Source organism: Halobacillus sp. B23F22_1, assembly GCF_043497005.1.
Lineage (GTDB): Bacteria > Bacillota > Bacilli > Bacillales > Halobacillaceae > Halobacillus_A.
Genome location: NZ_JBIEKE010000002.1, coordinates 1036402 through 1051901 on the forward strand (window position 1 = coordinate 1036402; position 15500 = coordinate 1051901).

Genomic DNA, 15500 nt, shown 5'->3' on the forward strand with positions numbered 1-15500 from the left:
TTCTAAATATTTTTCGAAGACTTTCGTTTGGTTCCTCTAACTTCTTGATTGGCAGCTTTAAAGAAAGAATACCCCATTAGAAGTACAATGACTGAAAATGGAAAAGCTGCTATAATGAGCACATTTTGCAATCCCTGCGTACCGCCGAAATACACAATAATGGCAGCCATGGCTGATAGACTTAATCCCCAGACAATCTTTACTATTCCAGACGGATTGATTGCTCCTGACGTAGAAAGCATCCCTAAGACGAATGTAGCCGAGTCTGCAGATGTAATAAAAAAGATAGCAATTACTGCAATTGTTACAAAAGACATCACCATACCAAGCGGATATTGTTCAAGCATAGCGAAGGTGGCCGTTTCCATTGGATAGTCTGAGATTGCAGCTATCCCTTCCTGCTCCAGGTTCATAGCTGACACCCCAAATACGGCAAAAAAGATAAAGCAGACGAGCGAAGGTACAAACAATACCCCCATCATAAATTCCTTGATCGTTCGTCCTCTTGAGATCCTGGCAATGAATATACCAACAAACGGCGACCAGGAAATCCACCAGGCCCAGTAAAAAATGGTCCAGCTGTCGATCCAGGTACGGCCTTCCTCATTCAATGGCGCAATACGGAAGCTCATATGAAAGAAGTTTGTAATGTATCCTCCCAGCGAGTCCGTGAACATATTAAGAATATACAAAGTCGGCCCGACAATTAACAATGCAATCATTAATATAAACCCAAGGAGCATATTAATATTACTTAAATATTTTATACCCCGGCTGACTCCTGACCAGGCTGAAAAAATAAACAGAGCCGTTGCAACGATGAGGATAATTAATTGTACGCCAAAGTTAGCCGGAGTATTAAAAAGAAATGCTAACCCTTCATTAATTTGCGCAGTCCCAAAACCCAGAGTAGCTGCAACACCAACCACTGTGGCCACTACAGCTAAAGTATCAATCATTCTGCCTGCCAATCCATCCATACGCTTTTTACCGAACACGGGTACAAGCGTAGCACTGATCAGCCCGGCATAGCCTTTATGAAATTTGAAATATGCTAATACTAAGGCGACAAGGGCATAAACAGCCCAGGCATGGATCCCCCAGTGGAAAAAAGAAAATTGCAGGGCTTCTCTTATTGCCTGATCACTTCCGGGTTCAGCACGCGGACTGCTTATAAAAGCGTGAGAAATAGGTTCAGCTGTTGTCCAGAAAACAAGTCCCATTCCCATTCCTGCACTAAAAAGCATAGCAAACCAGGCCGTTAAGCTGAATTCAGGTTTTTCATTCTGCTTGCCCAGTCTAATATGTTTGAATCGAGAAAACATTAAGTACACACAAAATACGAGCATTAACATAATAATTAATAAGTAATACCATCCAAACCGCGTGGAAATGAAAGCAGTGGCCTCTGCGGTCGTTTCTTTTAAATTCTCTGGAGCAATTACACCCCAAAGAACAAATAACCCGCATATAACAAGACCATACCAAAAAACAGTTGTTACTCTCTTCATGGGTCCACCTCTTATGTATTAGTTTCTTAGTGAAAAATTGTTCCAGCGCTACGTACCACTAACCTGATGCTCAGCCTTAAATTACCCTGTACAACGCAAATTCAAACAATTTTCTCCAACCTTCTCATCATTGTATAATAACCGGTCGCTATATCAAAATAATACCCTGCGAGGCGCTTCCATAGTAAAGAGAACTTACACCTAACTTTTAAGGCACCACCCCCATCATTCGTATCACTTTTCCATATAGTTCAGGTCCAATTTCAACTAATCCGTTTTTCTTATAAAACTTCACAGCCTTCAGGTTGGTGGGCGAAACTCTTAAATGATAATGCCGCAGACCTTTCCGACGAAAAAAATCTTCCGCGAAGGACTGAAGCCATTTTCCTTTTCCATTCCCCCGCTCCCCAGCTATTAAATAAAAAAGATGAACGTAGCCGATCCGCTCTCCTTTATACTCTCTAATCGATAATTCTATTTGACCTATCGGTTTACCATTCTCTTCAATTAACACACATCCTTCCGGGTATTTAGCAAGTTGCTCACTAAGCCAGTTTACATACTCTTCCTCATTGAAATGCTGCTCCTCACCAAAGCTTACGTAAAATGAATCTTTTTGAAATTGAATAACTGCAGCCCGGTCTCTCGGCAATTGAATCGGTTTAAAGATCATTCACTTCGCTTCCTTTTCTAAACTAACCATTATATATGCTTACAATTATTTCAAAAAGAAGGGGCGCACTCAATCCTCTTTTCATTAGTTTCTGTTTTAAGTAAGGGAGGATTCAAGGGATCTATAAAAGGTAGAATTTTAAAAATCGGTTGGTTTGGAATTTAAATTCCAGACCAACCGATTTTAAAGAGATTTGCGCATTCTATTTCTAAAAACATGGGCTATTTCTACGTACTTAGAATGCTAAAATATCGACATTCATTAGAATTACTGAATTTCAATTAAGTAAGCATCAAGGCATTCAAATTGAGAGGCCATGCCTTCAATGACGCCCATATTTTTCACGGCTTCCAGATCCTCCACAGTAGCAAATTCACTACGAGTTCTCAGCTTGACGCCATTCTCTTGTGCATAAAAATTTAAAGTAACTACAATTTGCGGCATACTCTCTGATGGGTTTCCCTTTTCATCAGAAAAAACATCAGTATAAGTAATACTTGTCGGAACTGAGATTTCCTGAAATTTTCCTAACCCCCACGATTCCTGCCCATAGAAGTCTCCCTGCGTTTTATCCACACAGCGCATGCAATAATGCCACGAACCTCCTGGTTTAAACTCAAATGTTTTATTTTCAGTTTCCCACCCTTGCGGCCCCCACCACTCTTCCAAATGGTGAGATTGTGAAAACACTTGAAACAAGAGACTCTGCGGAGCATTAAAATTTCGCTCGATAACTAAGTCTCTACCTTCCACCCAAACTTCCACTTTGTTTTCAGCCACTTACATCCCTCCTGGTTGAACACTTTATTGTACTTTTATATGAGTAAGCATTCGTGGTCATACATAAATGAATACTGAAGATCGATAAACAGAAAATGCTGATCCGTCAATGGATAGCTGAAGGTTCGGATCATATCCTTTGTCTCAATATCTGAATAGATTTCCGAAAGCATGCCCTTATTAGAAATTTTCATCTGCATTACATTCTCTAAGAAATAAGGTCGAAACGCCCAGTTGGATCCTTTTTTATAGGGCTCGAGCTCCCAGCTTGCTTCATGTTTTCTAAAGTTTGAAGAAACCTGCTGGCCGTCACTGTTACATACGAACATTCGAAAGCTTTCTTTATCAAATTGATCCGTAACCCAATCGATAAAAGAGTCCGCCTTTCTTGGTCCTTCCCATTTCGATAAAATTTTTTTCACCTTTTGTTCCCAGGAAGTAACTAAGGTAAGACGTCTTTCGATCAGTGATTTCTCTCTTTGTATATAGGCAGCAACTTTAGACGTTAAATTCAAAGTCAAATGCTCTTTAGATAAAAGCTTAAAGCTGGGCTTGGCTAAATAAAATCCTTGATAGTAACGTCCTCCATGTTTCCAGGCGAAGTGCAGCTGGAAATCCTCTTCAATATTCTCAAAAAGCAGGGCGGCCCCTATCCGCTGAGCGAGCATGGATAATGAATACATGATATCCTGGAACCCATCAGCATTATGCGTACGAATAGATTTTGTATCAATCTTCAATATATGAGGCTCCAGCTGGCGGATACGATCAATATTAGAGCTCTTTGCTCCGACATGATCGATCGCCACTTGGATGCCAAACGTCTTATAGTAAAGCAGCAAATGACTGAGTTCCTCAAATTCTTCATCAAAGTCGTGCTCGGTGACTTCAATGACCACTCGATTCATCGCAAATCCTTTTTGTTCAAAAAGTAGTAACGTTTCTAACAAATCTTCTCCATCATTAATCATGAGCTGCTTGGCATTTCGATTGATAAATAAATACCCTTCTTTCTGATACGAAAGCATATCAGAAAGAGCTAAATATAATAAATGCTGATCAACCTCTACTTTAAATTCTTCAGGCACTTCATCATCATGAAAAAACTCCCCGAGGCTTCTCCACTCGTTGTTGTAATAAAAACGTCCCAGTACTTCATAGCCTGCAACATCATGCTTAATTGCACTGATAACAGGCTGGTAGACAGGTTTTATCTTATGTAAATGACTTACAATATCTAATGGATCCATCGATCTCCCTCCTTTTTGTGCTCTCAAGTTCTATAGGGATATATAATAAATTATCCGGATATTTTTATTATATATCCCGACTTCATATGTTGTCATGTGAATCCTTTTTCTTGCGTCCTTCGTATAATAGGTCATCAGTATTTATATTAGAAATGAGGTGAGGTTCATGTTCTTTCGCATTTTCCATAAAACCAACCGTCCCGCTAGAATAGCTCTCCTATCTGGATCCATCCTGCTGCTTTTAACTGGATTAGCGATCTTTTTTCTTTAACCTTTTCCATGCATCAAAAAAAGGCGCTGCATAGCACCCTTTTTAATTTACTTCACTCGTACTCGTAATATCAATGTCCTGTAAGGCTTGAGTAGCCAACCGATCCGCTTCTCGATTCGATTTACGGGAAACGACTGCATACTCCGGTTGTATGCCCATTTCTTTCATTTTTCGTTCAATGCGGTCGGCCCAATTGGATAACTCCTCTTCTAAACAAGGCCACTCCCCATCCAGCTGATTAATGACCACTTGAGAATCTCCAATTACAGTGACCGGCAAGTGATGTACGCCTAACAATTCAAGTTCTTTCAAAGCAAAGTGCAGCGCAGCATATTCAGCTTCATTATTAGAATGCAGCTGGTCTACTTGGGCGTTTTTTCTTAAACGAAACGATTTACCACTTTGATCATAATAAATGGCACATCCTAAACCAGAACGCTTAGTATCGTGATCAAACCCGCCATCAAAATAAATAATGATATTATGCGGCTCGGTTTCGATGCCCTTCATATACTGCTTTAGTTCCTTTGTATTCCATGTACGTTCAGAGCGGTCAATGAAAGTGATCGTTTTCGCTCTCCCCGTTTTTTCAAGATCCTCTGCAATAAGCAGCGCTTGACCTGCCCGCATCTCGTCAGAAGTAAAATGTGTCTCCGTTCGCTTCGGTGTCTTATATGTCATTTCGATCCGCACATGCATCGTAGGATGCCCCCCTCCTCTCAAGCTTTGACAAACTACATTCATTGTTCCCTTTGATCCGGAATAATATGTCTGCTTTTATTGCTGCCGCCGTGCTTCTTGTTCAACGCGGTCCATAAACTCTGTTACAACATCATGGTTGCCCTTTTTATTGGCAAGCTTCAGCATCGCCCTGCCTACAAAATTCACTCCCTCGTTCTGCCCTTCATAAATAAGCTTTGTCCGATTATCATCCAGCTTTATGAGGTGATAGGATACTGTAATCTCGAAGGCTTTTCCTATAATAAAACTTACCTTTTTATACTTTTCGTCTTCTTTATTTTCATAAGCCAGTGTATCGACGATGTACGTTTCCAAACGTTTCCCTTCTCGGTACGTCTGCCTGTGCTTAGCACCCGGTTCATCTTCACTTTTTTCGATCAGCGCGTGTTCTTCTACTTTAGGCATAATCCGTTTAATATTTTGATCTAAAAACAATTCCCACACGTTTTCTATGTTGGTTTCAATCACCTTTTCTTCTTTCCATTCGATCATTCCTCATTCTCCCTTCCTGCAGCAAGAAAACCTTCAATATCTTTTATTTTTGAGTGAAGATGGTTGATTTGCAGTTGAATGTTATCCCGCTTTTTTTGCAGTAGTGCTTCAAGATTTGCAAATGATTCGTCTTCCATTACTGAAATCATTTCCTGAATCGTAAACTCAAACTCTCTCAATTTCACTAACAGCATAGCTAGGAAAAAACTTCCATCATCATAATAGCGGTAGTGATTTTCAGGATGAACATAAGCAGGTTCCAGCAGTTTAACCTCGGCGTAATAACGCAGTGTTTCTTTTGTAAGACCTGTCATCTCTGCAAACTCACTAATTTTATACATGTTCTCCCTCCCCTCTTATTTTAAACCTTAAGGTGCACTACAGGGTCAAGCATGCAGGGAATAAAAGTTAGCTACTTTATCTAAAGCAGGTCATCCTTGATGCCGCTCCAACGTTTACGCTTCTATCTCTTTGAGTGCCACTTTCTTATGTCATGAAAGAGAGTTGAGTATATTGCTTTCAGTACGTTTTATTTCTACTTCTCGTACTTATATTCCTCCTTACAATATAAATTCTTATATCTATTTTACAACGTTCTATACGTTCCCTTTTATTGACTTTTCACCTTCTTTACTTGTAAAGTAGTATGTATAGCAACTATTTTCCCGCAGGGGAGGAATAAAGCATGAATTTAACTTTTCAAGACTATATAAGCATTAAAATTCATAAGACAGATTTAAAACTTACTAGTTTTATTAAAAGTCAGCTTAAGCCATATAACCTCGCACCTGAGCAGAACCTGATTATGATGCTGCTGTGGGAGAAGGATGGACTTTCTCAAAACCAACTGGCCAAACAATTAAATAAAGATAAAACGAACATAGCGCGTATGGCATCCAACCTTGAAGATAAAGGCTTTATAAGACGGGAAGGCTCATCGTCAGACCGTCGCTCGCTGGAACTTTATCTGACAGCTTCAGGAAAACAATTAAAGGAAAAGATACTGCCTGTTGCTGAGAATTTTAACGACATTGTCTGCGAAGGAATTACTCAAGGTGAATTGAAACAGTTAGATCGTCTTCTTTCGAAAATGAATCAAAATATTGAAAAACAGGACGAAAGAAAGGATGAAGGAAATGCCAAATAACTTTCAGCGTGAAGTGAAAGACCACTGGTACGTAGAGTATAACGAAATGTCTTTCCCATCCATTCAAAAAGGATGGGTGCTTCCAGTTGATCGCTGGGCTGAGTTCGATCCTTTTATACTGATGGCAGAAGACTGGTTTAAAAAAGGAACGTTCCCTGACCACCCGCACCGGGGATTTCAAACCGTAACTTATGTGATCGACGGAAGACTTGAGCATATTGATAACGCCGGAGGCCGGGACATTCTCGAACCTGGTGATGTGCAGTATATGAATGCCGGCTGGGCTGCCCGTCATGCTGAAGATGGCGTAGAGGATGATATCGCCCACACCCTTCAGTTATGGCTTAACTTGCCTAAAGATAAAAGAAACACAGAAACCACTTATCAAAATGTCTATTCGGAAGACGCCCCCGTCGTTTCCTTTAAAGGAGGACATGTTAAAGTTTTTTCCGGAGATGTAGCGGGTGTGCATGGCCCGATGCAATCCATTGTTCCAATAACACTGACAGAAATAACGTTAGCTAAAGGTGCGGAGTATCATCTGAAGATTCCTGAGAATCATAATGCTTTCCTTTATGTATTAGCTGGCGATTTAGATGCAGGCACTTCTAAGGTTAACCTTAGAAAACATGGTGTAGCGACTCTCAGCTTTAATGAAAAAGGAGATACAAATGGAACGAGTGACCTGTATATAAAATCTAACAAACGCCAAACAAAAGTACTCGTTTATTCTGGAACACCCATTCGAGAAACCATTGTTCCTTATGGACCGTTTGTGATGAACACAATGGAAGAAATTAAACAAGCCTACCGTGATTTTCATGATGGTAAATTTGGACCGCCCGCTGAATAAAGAGTAAAACAATCCGGGGCAAAACGGAATAAAGCAAAAATAATCCGAATGATTCGATTGAAATCAGTTCGGATTATTTATATGAAATCTAACGTGCACTATCGCTCATCAAAATACTTCCCCTTCCTTCATCGAGCAAAGGTGAGGTAGTGAAGGAGACTCCTTTTCTGCCTTAAGGAGGACCCTTCCACTCCTGCGGAAGAACGAGTGTGCGAGATCGCCGAGCGTGGTCTTCGCGAGGAAGCTCGGACGCTCGGACGCGGAAAGGGAAGGGTCCTTCGCTACTGGCGGCAAGGAAAAACAGGAGGTTTTCCACGAGTTAAATGGAGTCACTGAGCTGTATTTTTTAATATTACTCAGCACTATTAATATATTCTTCTTCTTCGGATTCTGAAAGAATACCTGTCGCCTTACCAACGTTTCCGCCTTGTAAACTCCACATTTTATTATGATCCTCATCTACTGAGGAAAAATCTCCCTGCGACCACTTATTAAGTATTTGTTCATAAACACTTTTATGAGAAAGTTCCGCTTCATTTAGCGCGGAAGAAAGCCAATTAATCCGTTCTTCTGTTATTTTATAGAAGCCCCACTTATCATTGGCCACTACTTTTTGGTGTGACATCTTATGTATATATTCCTGAAAATCACCATCGCGCATGTCAGAAGCTTCAACAGCATCCCCAAAAGGGTTCAAATCTTCACTTTCATTTTCTTCAAATTTCTTATCAGAAAGTTCATTTACTTCGTGAACCTCCTCTTCCTCGTTCTGTTCGTCCTTCCCTGCAGAAGAAGCAGGTGTATCTTCTTCCATTAGATCAACAAAAATAAGCACCCCAAACCCGAGCAAAAGGACGGATATTAGAGCGGCTAATAAACCAAATATCTTCTTATACATACGTTCCCCCCTCATGCAAAACTCTATGTACTATAATATAGGTCCAAAGAACTCAATTCAAGTATATAGTAATAAAACCAAATTATGGTCTTACAAAGAAGGGGAGCGAGCTTTTATACCTAGTTTCAGCAGTATTTTTTTATTTAAATGAGCATATTTTACTCCCTAAGTAGATTCCACTTGCAGCTGCCTGCGAAAGTGAGTGGGTCTCCCCTGAACAATCTCCGATAAGATATAAACCTTGCACTTCTGTTTCAAACCTTTCATTTGTATGCAATTTAGGTTCGTAAAATTTCGCATCGATGCCGTATAATAAAGTATCCGGGTCAATTGATTCACCAATCAGCCCTTCTAACGCTTTAAAAAAATCGAGTAAAGCTTTTAAATACACAGCTGGAACCTCTTCGTTTAACTTTCCTTCTTCGGCCTCAAGGGAAGGCATAATTGCATGGCTTTTACGATTTTCCAAAGTTTCATGATTCATATAATCTCCTAACCGCTGTACCACAATTCTATCAGTGCCTTTATTAATACCCCCGATTACCTGCTCAGCTTCATACATGGCATCCTCATAGGTAGAAAAGTATTTTGGCACAAATAACGTAAAGTTCAAATTATTACTCGGTGTTTCTTTTTCATGCTGGTTTTGACCGTCGGGCATTACAAATCCATGCTGATGCTTGCGGATAATCCTGCCTCGAGGATTCATACAATACGTTGTAGCTGAGTAATCTTTACCGGCATACTGTAGTTTAGTTTCAAAGGTATCCTGAAGAATCGGATCCAGCTGATCCCCTCTCATTTCAACACGGATCCCAAGGTCAAGGCGTGTTTTCTCAGGGTACAATCCTAAAGCATTAGTTTGTTTTTTTAACCATTGGCTGCCGCTCATTCCTGTGGCTAACACCACTTTTTCACTTATAAAGCTGCCTTTGTTCGTGTCAATATGAAACATATCGTTCTTTTGGATGCTCTCTACGTTCGCTTCAAAAGTAAACGTCATTCGATCCTTCATCTGTTCATACATCTTTTGAAAAACGTCACTGGCGACAGTTGTACCGAGGTGACGCACCTCCGTGCTCAACACACGCAGCGAGTACCGGGCCGCTCTATCTGTTAATGCTTCATTTTTCGTACTATAAGTATCGACCTGATCAGCTCCGAAAGTACAAAGAATATAATCGACTTCATTCATCAACTGTACTGCTTCCTTCTCACCAATCTTCTGAGCCAGTTCGCCGCCAAAATCATTGGTATAGTTAAACTTGCCCTCTGATTTACCCAGGCCAGCAAAGCCCAGGTATTTACTGCACCCGTCTGAACAAGTGCACGATTTTCCTTCATCAAGGCCGCAATAACGTTCACTTAGTTTTTTCCCTTTATCAATCACATGAACAGATAGATCTTCATTCTTCTGCAGTAAAGTGTAAGCCAGCAAAACACCGCTTACTCCTGCCCCGATGATCGTTACGTCGTACATAAGTGTCTCCTTTCATCTACATGGTTAAGGTAGTTACATGAGGATTACTACACGTTTTTTCAGCTTCTCACAGGTGATATCAGATGAACATGTTTGTCACCATTCGTCGGTCGAATAACAATCGGCCGCTTGTCTCCACTCATACTAATTTGAACGTCCTCAGACTGCATCGACTGAAGAGCTTCCATGAAAAACCTTCCATCACAGGCGATCTTTATCAACTCCCCTTCAAACTGCTCAATGGATAAAAACTCTTCCGTTTCACCAAGCTCGGAAGCATTAGCGTAGACTCGCAGCTTTCCTTCTGCAGCAATTTCAAAATGGACATTGCAGTGGCGCCATTCACTAGCAAATAATGTAGCACGATCAACACTTTTATGAAGATTATTTTTATTTATCGTAAATCGGGTGGTTACTTCTTTAGGAAACAATTTATCAACGGAAGGATAAATTCCTTCAATGATTCGAGAATGCAGTATAAACTCCTTTGAGGAAAATCGCACGCTTGTTAATCCGACAGACACTTCTATATCCTTTTCCTGTTTCATCAGTCTCTTTAATTCTTTTAATGTCATCACTGGAATGGTTGCCTGCACTTCTTTGTTACCCTCTACACTTTTATGCAGCTGCGCAAGGCGGTGCGAATTAGTGGCGACTGAATGAATGTGACTCTCACTTACATCCCATCGCACCCCTGTCAAAACAGGTTTAGATTCATTTGTAGAGACGGCAAACGCTGTCCCGTCAATTAGATCCGTAATTGTTTTATGGGATAAGAAAAAGGTGGTCTCACCTTCTTGCTGCGGAAGTTGAGGAAATTCTTGTGGATCGATGCCATTCATATACGTCTTTAGATCCTCAGAAATGAATTCAGTTCGGAATTGATCAGATCTTACTAAAAGGGTTCCTGTCATTCTTTTGACGACCTCTGTAAAAAGTTTTCCTGGAAGAACGATCCTTCCTTCCTGGATAACCTCAACTGAAGATATACATTTTTGCACGTAATACTCAGCGTTCACAGCGGCAACAGATATAGAACCTTCTGCTGCTTCTATTTTAATACCTGAATGGATGTCAATCACAGCTTTGTTAGAGGTGGAACGAGTTATGTCTCGTAAAACCTCACTTAAGGAACTAGCTTCGATGGTAAATTCCATATGCTTCTCCTTCTATGAATAGAATTATTTTACAACTATCTATTACTATATCATTTATGAAGTATAGTAATAAATCTACTTGTTCACCCATCAGCAAAAAACTGTACATCTCAGCACGCCTGTAAGACATAAAAAAACTGCTGGAGCAGCAGTTTTTCATTGGGCGCTATTAATTTTTCGAATAGCCTGTTTGACTGTCCCCATCGTATCCATATGGGATAAATCGCGTCCGATCTGTACGGCTTTCCTCGCAAGCTCAGGCCGTATCCCTGTAAATATGGGGTGAATGCCAAGCAGACGAATAATATCATAGATTTGAAAGAGGAAGCTGACGACAATCTCATCTAAGCGATAGATACCTGAAAAATCAATAATAAGATGGTCAACCTCAAAGTCCTTTAATTTTAGAGGAATGGTCGTTAACATTTGGTCCGCTCTCGTTTCATCCACTCGACCAGCAAGGGGAAGAATAAAAACTCCATCCGAAACGGGTACTATAGCTGTGGCAATCTCATAAATTTCATGACGCATTTCGTCGAGTTCACTGGCTGTAATCTTCTGGTATGTAATATCACGGACCACTGATTGAATGGCAGGCTTATCACCAAATGTTACAGGTGCACATGTTAATTCAACATCAACAAAGCTGCCGTCTCCTTTAACTAACGTGATTTCAATCAAATCCGCAGGTTCACGTTTTTCTTTCACTTCATTCATTCGATTCAAGATGGCAGGTTTGTTCTCTTCTTTAAAAATTCGTAATGCAGATATCCCGATTAAATCCTCCCTGCTGGTTTTTAAAAATTCTGCTGCTGCTTGATTTACATATAGCACCTTATGATCCGCATGAACCACAGTCGGGGCAAAAGAATATTCCGTAATCTGCCTAAATAGTTCCTCTTTCTCCTGGATTGAAACAACGGTGTTTGTTTGAGTCATTTCATCTCTCCTCAACTGCAATTCTCTTCTATTAATATTTCGCTATAATAGAAGAGAACCCTTCTTTATTAGCTGCTTTTTTATAAAAATAGATGAATTTCTTCACCCTTCTTTCAGGTGGTTTCCAATTCCCGCCATCGTTCGATTTCACTTCTGCTGCTTCGACAAAAAAGATTGCCACGTAAATCAATGAGCCTCCTATTTTTTTGATCACTTGAATCAGACTTAATGAATAAAGTACGCTTTCCTGTGGGATCTTCTAGATTCAATACTTCCGCCCGGGTCTCAACCAACAGCAAGAACAGCATCAGCTCTTCGCGGCGAAAAACTCTTTTTGGAAGATTGCCATCAGGACGACGTTGTGCCACTCACCATCTCTAAACAGTTGGTCAATCTGTTCCCCTTCAATCCGAAAACCCATCTTTTCATACAAAGAAATGGCTCTTTCATTGAAAGAGAATACTCTCAGATAAACCTTATGAAGATTGAGCTCTACAAAGCTATATTGAATGAGTAATTGCAAAGCTTCTGTTCCATAGCCATTTCCCCAGTACTCATGCTCGCCGATATCAATAATGCATTCAGCATTTCTATTTTTATAGTCAATGTTAATTAAAGAGGTGATGCCCAGTGGCTTTCTAGACTGAATTAATTCGATCATGTAACTTTTTGAAGTCGGAGATTGAGTAATCTTTTCTACAAATTCCCGGGTTTCACTATATGTGTACTTATCTAATGAAGGATTCGTATACCTCATCACTTCTTCGTTATTACGCCAACTATGGCAGGTGTCAATATCCGTATCTGCCAGCTTCCGCAGTTTAATCCGCTCTCCTTTGAACATGTTTACACCCTTTCCGCTTTGGCCGGTCTTTTGGATAACCATTTTCGTTACGGTACGTTTTCCTTTTACTCGTAAAATCATACCACTGCTTTTTTAAATCTCGTGTCCGGGCGTAGTAAGTAATCTGCCAAAGCATATCCTCTACACAGGGATCGATTTGGCACTCATACAATTTTTCTAACCGATTGAGCAGTTCAGGTCCCTTGTATGGTTCTAATTGTTCTAATTTAGTAAAACCAAGATCGGTAATGTTTCTCGCAAAACTCGGTCCAACGCCAGGGATTTGTTGAAAATAAGCAGATGAAATCAACCGCTCCGCTCTGTCTATTGAGATATCAAGCTTCTCCGCTAGATCTACGGCTTTACACATATGGACTTCTTTTAATTTGATCTTGCTGTGCTGAAGAGCTAGCTTTTCCTCTCCCGTTAAGGTCAACTTCACATCAGTCATTCTCTTTGCTCCCTTTCCGATCAGCAGGTTGAGGGGACTGACAGCCATAAGAGTACGCTAAACAAGTAAATCCGTGTTTCTCTAAAATCGGCTGGCTCATGGGACTCGCATCGACTGTCATATAACGACAGCCTTTTTCATAGGCTTTTCCAGCACGAACGGCAAGTAAAGAAGAATAAAATCCTTTCCCACGATATTCCGGCAGTGTTGCGCCTCCCCAGAAACTAGCAAAAGAGGTTCCTTTTTCAACATACATCCACGCTCCGCTAACAAGTCTCCCCTCTTCATACACTCCATATAAAAACAAAGAATCAGGATCATCCTGTTTGTCTCGCCACAAACGGTCCAAGCATCGAAAAGGAATCTTTCCAAATTTGTTCGATTAATGAAATCATTTCTTTAATTCCAGATTCATCGGTAATCTCTTTAAGATAGAAAGGGGTGAGTTTCTTTAAAAAAGAGTGGGACCCATCTATTCCATAACCATTAAAGCTTCTCTTTCTTCGATCTGAAACCCTCGCTTCTTTAAAAGATCGAGTAAATGAGGAGGCTGATCATAGCTGAACACTTTCCATTCAAAACGCTGCCCTAAGCTTGAGAAGTAATTCAACTCTTCCTGAATAACCTGCCCGGCATTTTGGTTATTGACGTTTGATGCAGAAATAAATCCATCTTCATTAAACTTCGAAACATGCCGGACTACATGGTCCGTTTCTTCCTTTATAAAGCCAGGAGGTGTCGATTCAATCCGCAGCTGATTATGAAATAACTTCAGAACTTTTTCTATATTCACTTTGTTCACTCCTTCACTTTTATGTAAGAAGCGCTCGCTTGATTGATCTCACCAATTTCGATTCGATTGCCGTCAGGATCGTTACACACCGCGATTTTCCCCCAATCGAAGTCTAAACGATTTTCGATAAATTCAACCCCTCTGCTTTTTAATTCAAGGACTGCACTCTCGAGCGAAAAAACATCGAATCGAAGGACCGTTGGGTTTTGGCCGCGGGATTTCTCTTTATTAGAACTCACGCCTCCTCTTTCTATCATTAAATAACCCGTGGAAATATCAAATGTCGTAAGATCCTTTTTTTCACTGCGCTTGTTGATTTTCAATTTATTCTCGTAATAATCAACGCATGCGTTATAGTTTTCTACAAAAAGAATAAGACCGGTTTCTTGCACCTTCATATTTACACTCCTTTCGTTGATAAATAATGGGTTACTACATCCATAAACCTTTCCTTCTCCTCTAGAAAGGGATAATGATTGCTGTGTTCAAAAGTGAATAACGTGGAATGAGGAAGCTGTCCACCCATCTCTATAGAAAATTGAAGGGGACATTGAACATCATGTGCACCACAAACAATTAAACTTTTCACCGAACAAGAAGATAACTTTTTCGTGATATCAAAGACTAGGAGTTCTCGACTAAAGACAAGTAAACGAATCGGAGAGATTTTCTTATAGATCGATTGAATAAGATTTTTCAGGATGGTAAAGTGAGAGCTTCGTCCGTTCTATTGTTTGGGATTTACGTTCTTCAGCTGTTAGATCCAGGCTCCTTAACTAGTCTAATATGTGCTGCATCTTTTTATAGTGTGGGTGGCCGTGGTGATAGACACGAAGGTGATGAATAAGTGTAATCCCTTGCTGCCGCGCCTACAATAATTTGTAGTTCAATGCGGCTGGGAAATAAAACAGAATATAGAATTCCTAGCATGCCGCCCGTTGAATGACGTGCAAAGGTCCAATGCTTCAAAGCCAAAGACTCGCGGATGGCTTCCAAATCGAGAATCGATTCAACAAGTGTTAATTGGTGGGCCTCCTCAGCTTTTGCAGAGTGACCTGCTTCTCTTAAATTCACCAAATATACTTTATGTAAGGGGGTGAAACAATCAGCAGAATAATCTCATGCAGCATTAAACTCTGAATAGCAGTGAGTAACGACCCGTGGTTTTCCGTAACCTTTTGTGAAAATCTCAAAACTACCGCGGGACGTTTCAATCATTT

At 40.4% G+C, this 15500-nt stretch carries 19 protein-coding genes and 1 pseudogene; 2 read left to right on the forward strand and 18 right to left on the reverse strand.

Translation table 11 applies throughout. The features are described from left to right. Window positions 1–2: 2 nt before the first annotated feature. From ACGTNH_RS12970 to ACGTNH_RS13000, 7 genes are all read right to left on the reverse strand, one after another. Window positions 3–1511 carry a BCCT family transporter gene (locus ACGTNH_RS12970; protein WP_394587296.1) on the reverse strand — a complete coding sequence of 503 codons (1509 nt, stop codon included), beginning with the start codon at window positions 1509–1511 and terminating at the stop codon, window positions 3–5. A 208-nt stretch (window positions 1512–1719) separates the two neighbouring features. Next, window positions 1720–2184 (reverse strand): GNAT family N-acetyltransferase, encoded by a 465-nt coding sequence (locus ACGTNH_RS12975; protein ID WP_394587297.1) that lies wholly within the window; start codon window positions 2182–2184, stop codon window positions 1720–1722. 267 nt (window positions 2185–2451) lie between these two features. Then, window positions 2452–2964 carry an SRPBCC family protein gene (locus ACGTNH_RS12980; RefSeq protein WP_394587298.1) on the reverse strand — a complete coding sequence of 171 codons (513 nt, stop codon included), beginning with the start codon at window positions 2962–2964 and terminating at the stop codon, window positions 2452–2454. A 35-nt stretch (window positions 2965–2999) separates the two neighbouring features. Continuing rightward, the gene (locus tag ACGTNH_RS12985) at window positions 3000–4214 is read right to left on the reverse strand and encodes an EAL domain-containing protein (RefSeq protein WP_394587299.1); all 1215 of its coding nucleotides are present in this window, start codon (window positions 4212–4214) and stop codon (window positions 3000–3002) included. Window positions 4215–4527: 313 nt separating this feature from the next. Beyond that, the gene (locus ACGTNH_RS12990) at window positions 4528–5184 is read right to left on the reverse strand and encodes a ribonuclease H family protein (RefSeq protein ID WP_394587300.1); all 657 of its coding nucleotides are present in this window, start codon (window positions 5182–5184) and stop codon (window positions 4528–4530) included. A gap of 78 nt (window positions 5185–5262) precedes the next feature. After that, a complete protein-coding gene (locus ACGTNH_RS12995; RefSeq protein ID WP_394587301.1) occupies window positions 5263–5718 on the reverse strand; it encodes an SRPBCC family protein in 456 nt (151 codons plus the stop codon). Beyond that, window positions 5715–6059, reverse strand: coding sequence for a MerR family transcriptional regulator (locus ACGTNH_RS13000; RefSeq protein ID WP_394587302.1), 345 nt, complete (start codon window positions 6057–6059; stop codon window positions 5715–5717). The genes ACGTNH_RS12995 and ACGTNH_RS13000 overlap by 4 nt, the downstream gene beginning before the upstream one ends. Before the next feature lie 344 nt (window positions 6060–6403). Between ACGTNH_RS13000 and ACGTNH_RS13005 the strand changes: the two genes are divergently transcribed. Then, window positions 6404–6865, forward strand: coding sequence for a MarR family winged helix-turn-helix transcriptional regulator (locus ACGTNH_RS13005; RefSeq protein WP_394587304.1), 462 nt, complete (start codon window positions 6404–6406; stop codon window positions 6863–6865). Continuing rightward, window positions 6846–7718 (forward strand): pirin family protein, encoded by an 873-nt coding sequence (locus ACGTNH_RS13010; protein WP_394587305.1) that lies wholly within the window; start codon window positions 6846–6848, stop codon window positions 7716–7718. The genes ACGTNH_RS13005 and ACGTNH_RS13010 overlap by 20 nt, the downstream gene beginning before the upstream one ends. A 352-nt stretch (window positions 7719–8070) precedes the next feature. Here ACGTNH_RS13010 and ACGTNH_RS13015 read toward each other — a convergent pair whose 3' ends face one another. From ACGTNH_RS13015 to ACGTNH_RS13065, 11 genes and pseudogenes are all read right to left on the reverse strand, one after another. Further along, window positions 8071–8616 (reverse strand): DUF6241 domain-containing protein, encoded by a 546-nt coding sequence (locus tag ACGTNH_RS13015; RefSeq protein ID WP_394587306.1) that lies wholly within the window; start codon window positions 8614–8616, stop codon window positions 8071–8073. A 139-nt stretch (window positions 8617–8755) separates the two neighbouring features. Next, on the reverse strand, window positions 8756–10096 hold the full coding sequence (locus tag ACGTNH_RS13020; RefSeq protein ID WP_394587307.1) for an FAD-binding oxidoreductase/lyase: 1341 nt from the start codon (window positions 10094–10096) through the stop codon (window positions 8756–8758). A 59-nt stretch (window positions 10097–10155) separates the two neighbouring features. Next, on the reverse strand, window positions 10156–11253 hold the full coding sequence (gene dnaN / locus ACGTNH_RS13025) for a DNA polymerase III subunit beta (protein WP_394587308.1): 1098 nt from the start codon (window positions 11251–11253) through the stop codon (window positions 10156–10158). Window positions 11254–11409: 156 nt separating this feature from the next. Further along, window positions 11410–12192, reverse strand: a complete 783-nt coding sequence (locus ACGTNH_RS13030) for a PAS domain S-box protein (RefSeq protein ID WP_394587309.1) — start codon at window positions 12190–12192, stop codon at window positions 11410–11412. Window positions 12193–12223: 31 nt separating this feature from the next. Then, entirely contained in the window at window positions 12224–12382 is a 159-nt protein-coding gene (locus tag ACGTNH_RS13035) for a hypothetical protein (RefSeq protein ID WP_394587310.1), read from the reverse strand. Window positions 12383–12499: 117 nt separating this feature from the next. Next, on the reverse strand, window positions 12500–13036 hold the full coding sequence (locus ACGTNH_RS13040; protein WP_394587311.1) for a GNAT family N-acetyltransferase: 537 nt from the start codon (window positions 13034–13036) through the stop codon (window positions 12500–12502). Beyond that, a complete protein-coding gene (locus ACGTNH_RS13045) occupies window positions 13014–13487 on the reverse strand; it encodes a helix-hairpin-helix domain-containing protein (protein WP_394587312.1) in 474 nt (157 codons plus the stop codon). The genes ACGTNH_RS13040 and ACGTNH_RS13045 overlap by 23 nt, the downstream gene beginning before the upstream one ends. Beyond that, window positions 13480–13836: a GNAT family N-acetyltransferase gene (locus ACGTNH_RS13050; protein WP_394587313.1), complete on the reverse strand. Its 357-nt coding sequence runs from the start codon at window positions 13834–13836 to the stop codon at window positions 13480–13482. The genes ACGTNH_RS13045 and ACGTNH_RS13050 overlap by 8 nt, the downstream gene beginning before the upstream one ends. 123 nt (window positions 13837–13959) lie before the next feature. After that, a complete protein-coding gene (locus ACGTNH_RS13055) occupies window positions 13960–14280 on the reverse strand; it encodes a hypothetical protein (RefSeq protein WP_394587314.1) in 321 nt (106 codons plus the stop codon). Between the two features lie 5 nt (window positions 14281–14285). Continuing rightward, entirely contained in the window at window positions 14286–14678 is a 393-nt protein-coding gene (locus tag ACGTNH_RS13060; protein ID WP_394587315.1) for a VOC family protein, read from the reverse strand. Between the two features lie 2 nt (window positions 14679–14680). Then, window positions 14681–15498 (reverse strand): annotated as a pseudogene (locus tag ACGTNH_RS13065) (alpha/beta fold hydrolase). Window positions 15499–15500: the final 2 nt, after the last annotated feature.

Excerpts from the sequence above, each read along its gene's own strand:
- ACGTNH_RS13045 (WP_394587312.1), bottom strand. The coding sequence starts at position 13,487 with ATGACTGATGTGAAGTTGACCTTAACGGGAGAGGAAAAGCTAGCTCTT.
- ACGTNH_RS12970 (WP_394587296.1), bottom strand. The coding sequence starts at position 1,511 with ATGAAGAGAGTAACAACTGTTTTTTGGTATGGTCTTGTTATATGCGGG.
- ACGTNH_RS13005 (WP_394587304.1), top strand. The coding sequence starts at position 6,404 with ATGAATTTAACTTTTCAAGACTATATAAGCATTAAAATTCATAAGACA.
- ACGTNH_RS13020 (WP_394587307.1), bottom strand. The coding sequence starts at position 10,096 with ATGTACGACGTAACGATCATCGGGGCAGGAGTAAGCGGTGTTTTGCTG.
- dnaN (WP_394587308.1), bottom strand. The coding sequence starts at position 11,253 with ATGGAATTTACCATCGAAGCTAGTTCCTTAAGTGAGGTTTTACGAGAC.
- ACGTNH_RS12995 (WP_394587301.1), bottom strand. The coding sequence starts at position 5,718 with ATGATCGAATGGAAAGAAGAAAAGGTGATTGAAACCAACATAGAAAAC.
- ACGTNH_RS13040 (WP_394587311.1), bottom strand. The coding sequence starts at position 13,036 with ATGTTCAAAGGAGAGCGGATTAAACTGCGGAAGCTGGCAGATACGGAT.
- ACGTNH_RS12985 (WP_394587299.1), bottom strand. The coding sequence starts at position 4,214 with ATGGATCCATTAGATATTGTAAGTCATTTACATAAGATAAAACCTGTC.
- ACGTNH_RS13060 (WP_394587315.1), bottom strand. The coding sequence starts at position 14,678 with ATGAAGGTGCAAGAAACCGGTCTTATTCTTTTTGTAGAAAACTATAAC.
- ACGTNH_RS13010 (WP_394587305.1), top strand. The coding sequence starts at position 6,846 with ATGAAGGAAATGCCAAATAACTTTCAGCGTGAAGTGAAAGACCACTGG.
- ACGTNH_RS13000 (WP_394587302.1), bottom strand. The coding sequence starts at position 6,059 with ATGTATAAAATTAGTGAGTTTGCAGAGATGACAGGTCTTACAAAAGAA.
- ACGTNH_RS12990 (WP_394587300.1), bottom strand. The coding sequence starts at position 5,184 with ATGCATGTGCGGATCGAAATGACATATAAGACACCGAAGCGAACGGAG.
- ACGTNH_RS13015 (WP_394587306.1), bottom strand. The coding sequence starts at position 8,616 with ATGTATAAGAAGATATTTGGTTTATTAGCCGCTCTAATATCCGTCCTT.
- ACGTNH_RS12975 (WP_394587297.1), bottom strand. The coding sequence starts at position 2,184 with ATGATCTTTAAACCGATTCAATTGCCGAGAGACCGGGCTGCAGTTATT.
- ACGTNH_RS13030 (WP_394587309.1), bottom strand. The coding sequence starts at position 12,192 with ATGACTCAAACAAACACCGTTGTTTCAATCCAGGAGAAAGAGGAACTA.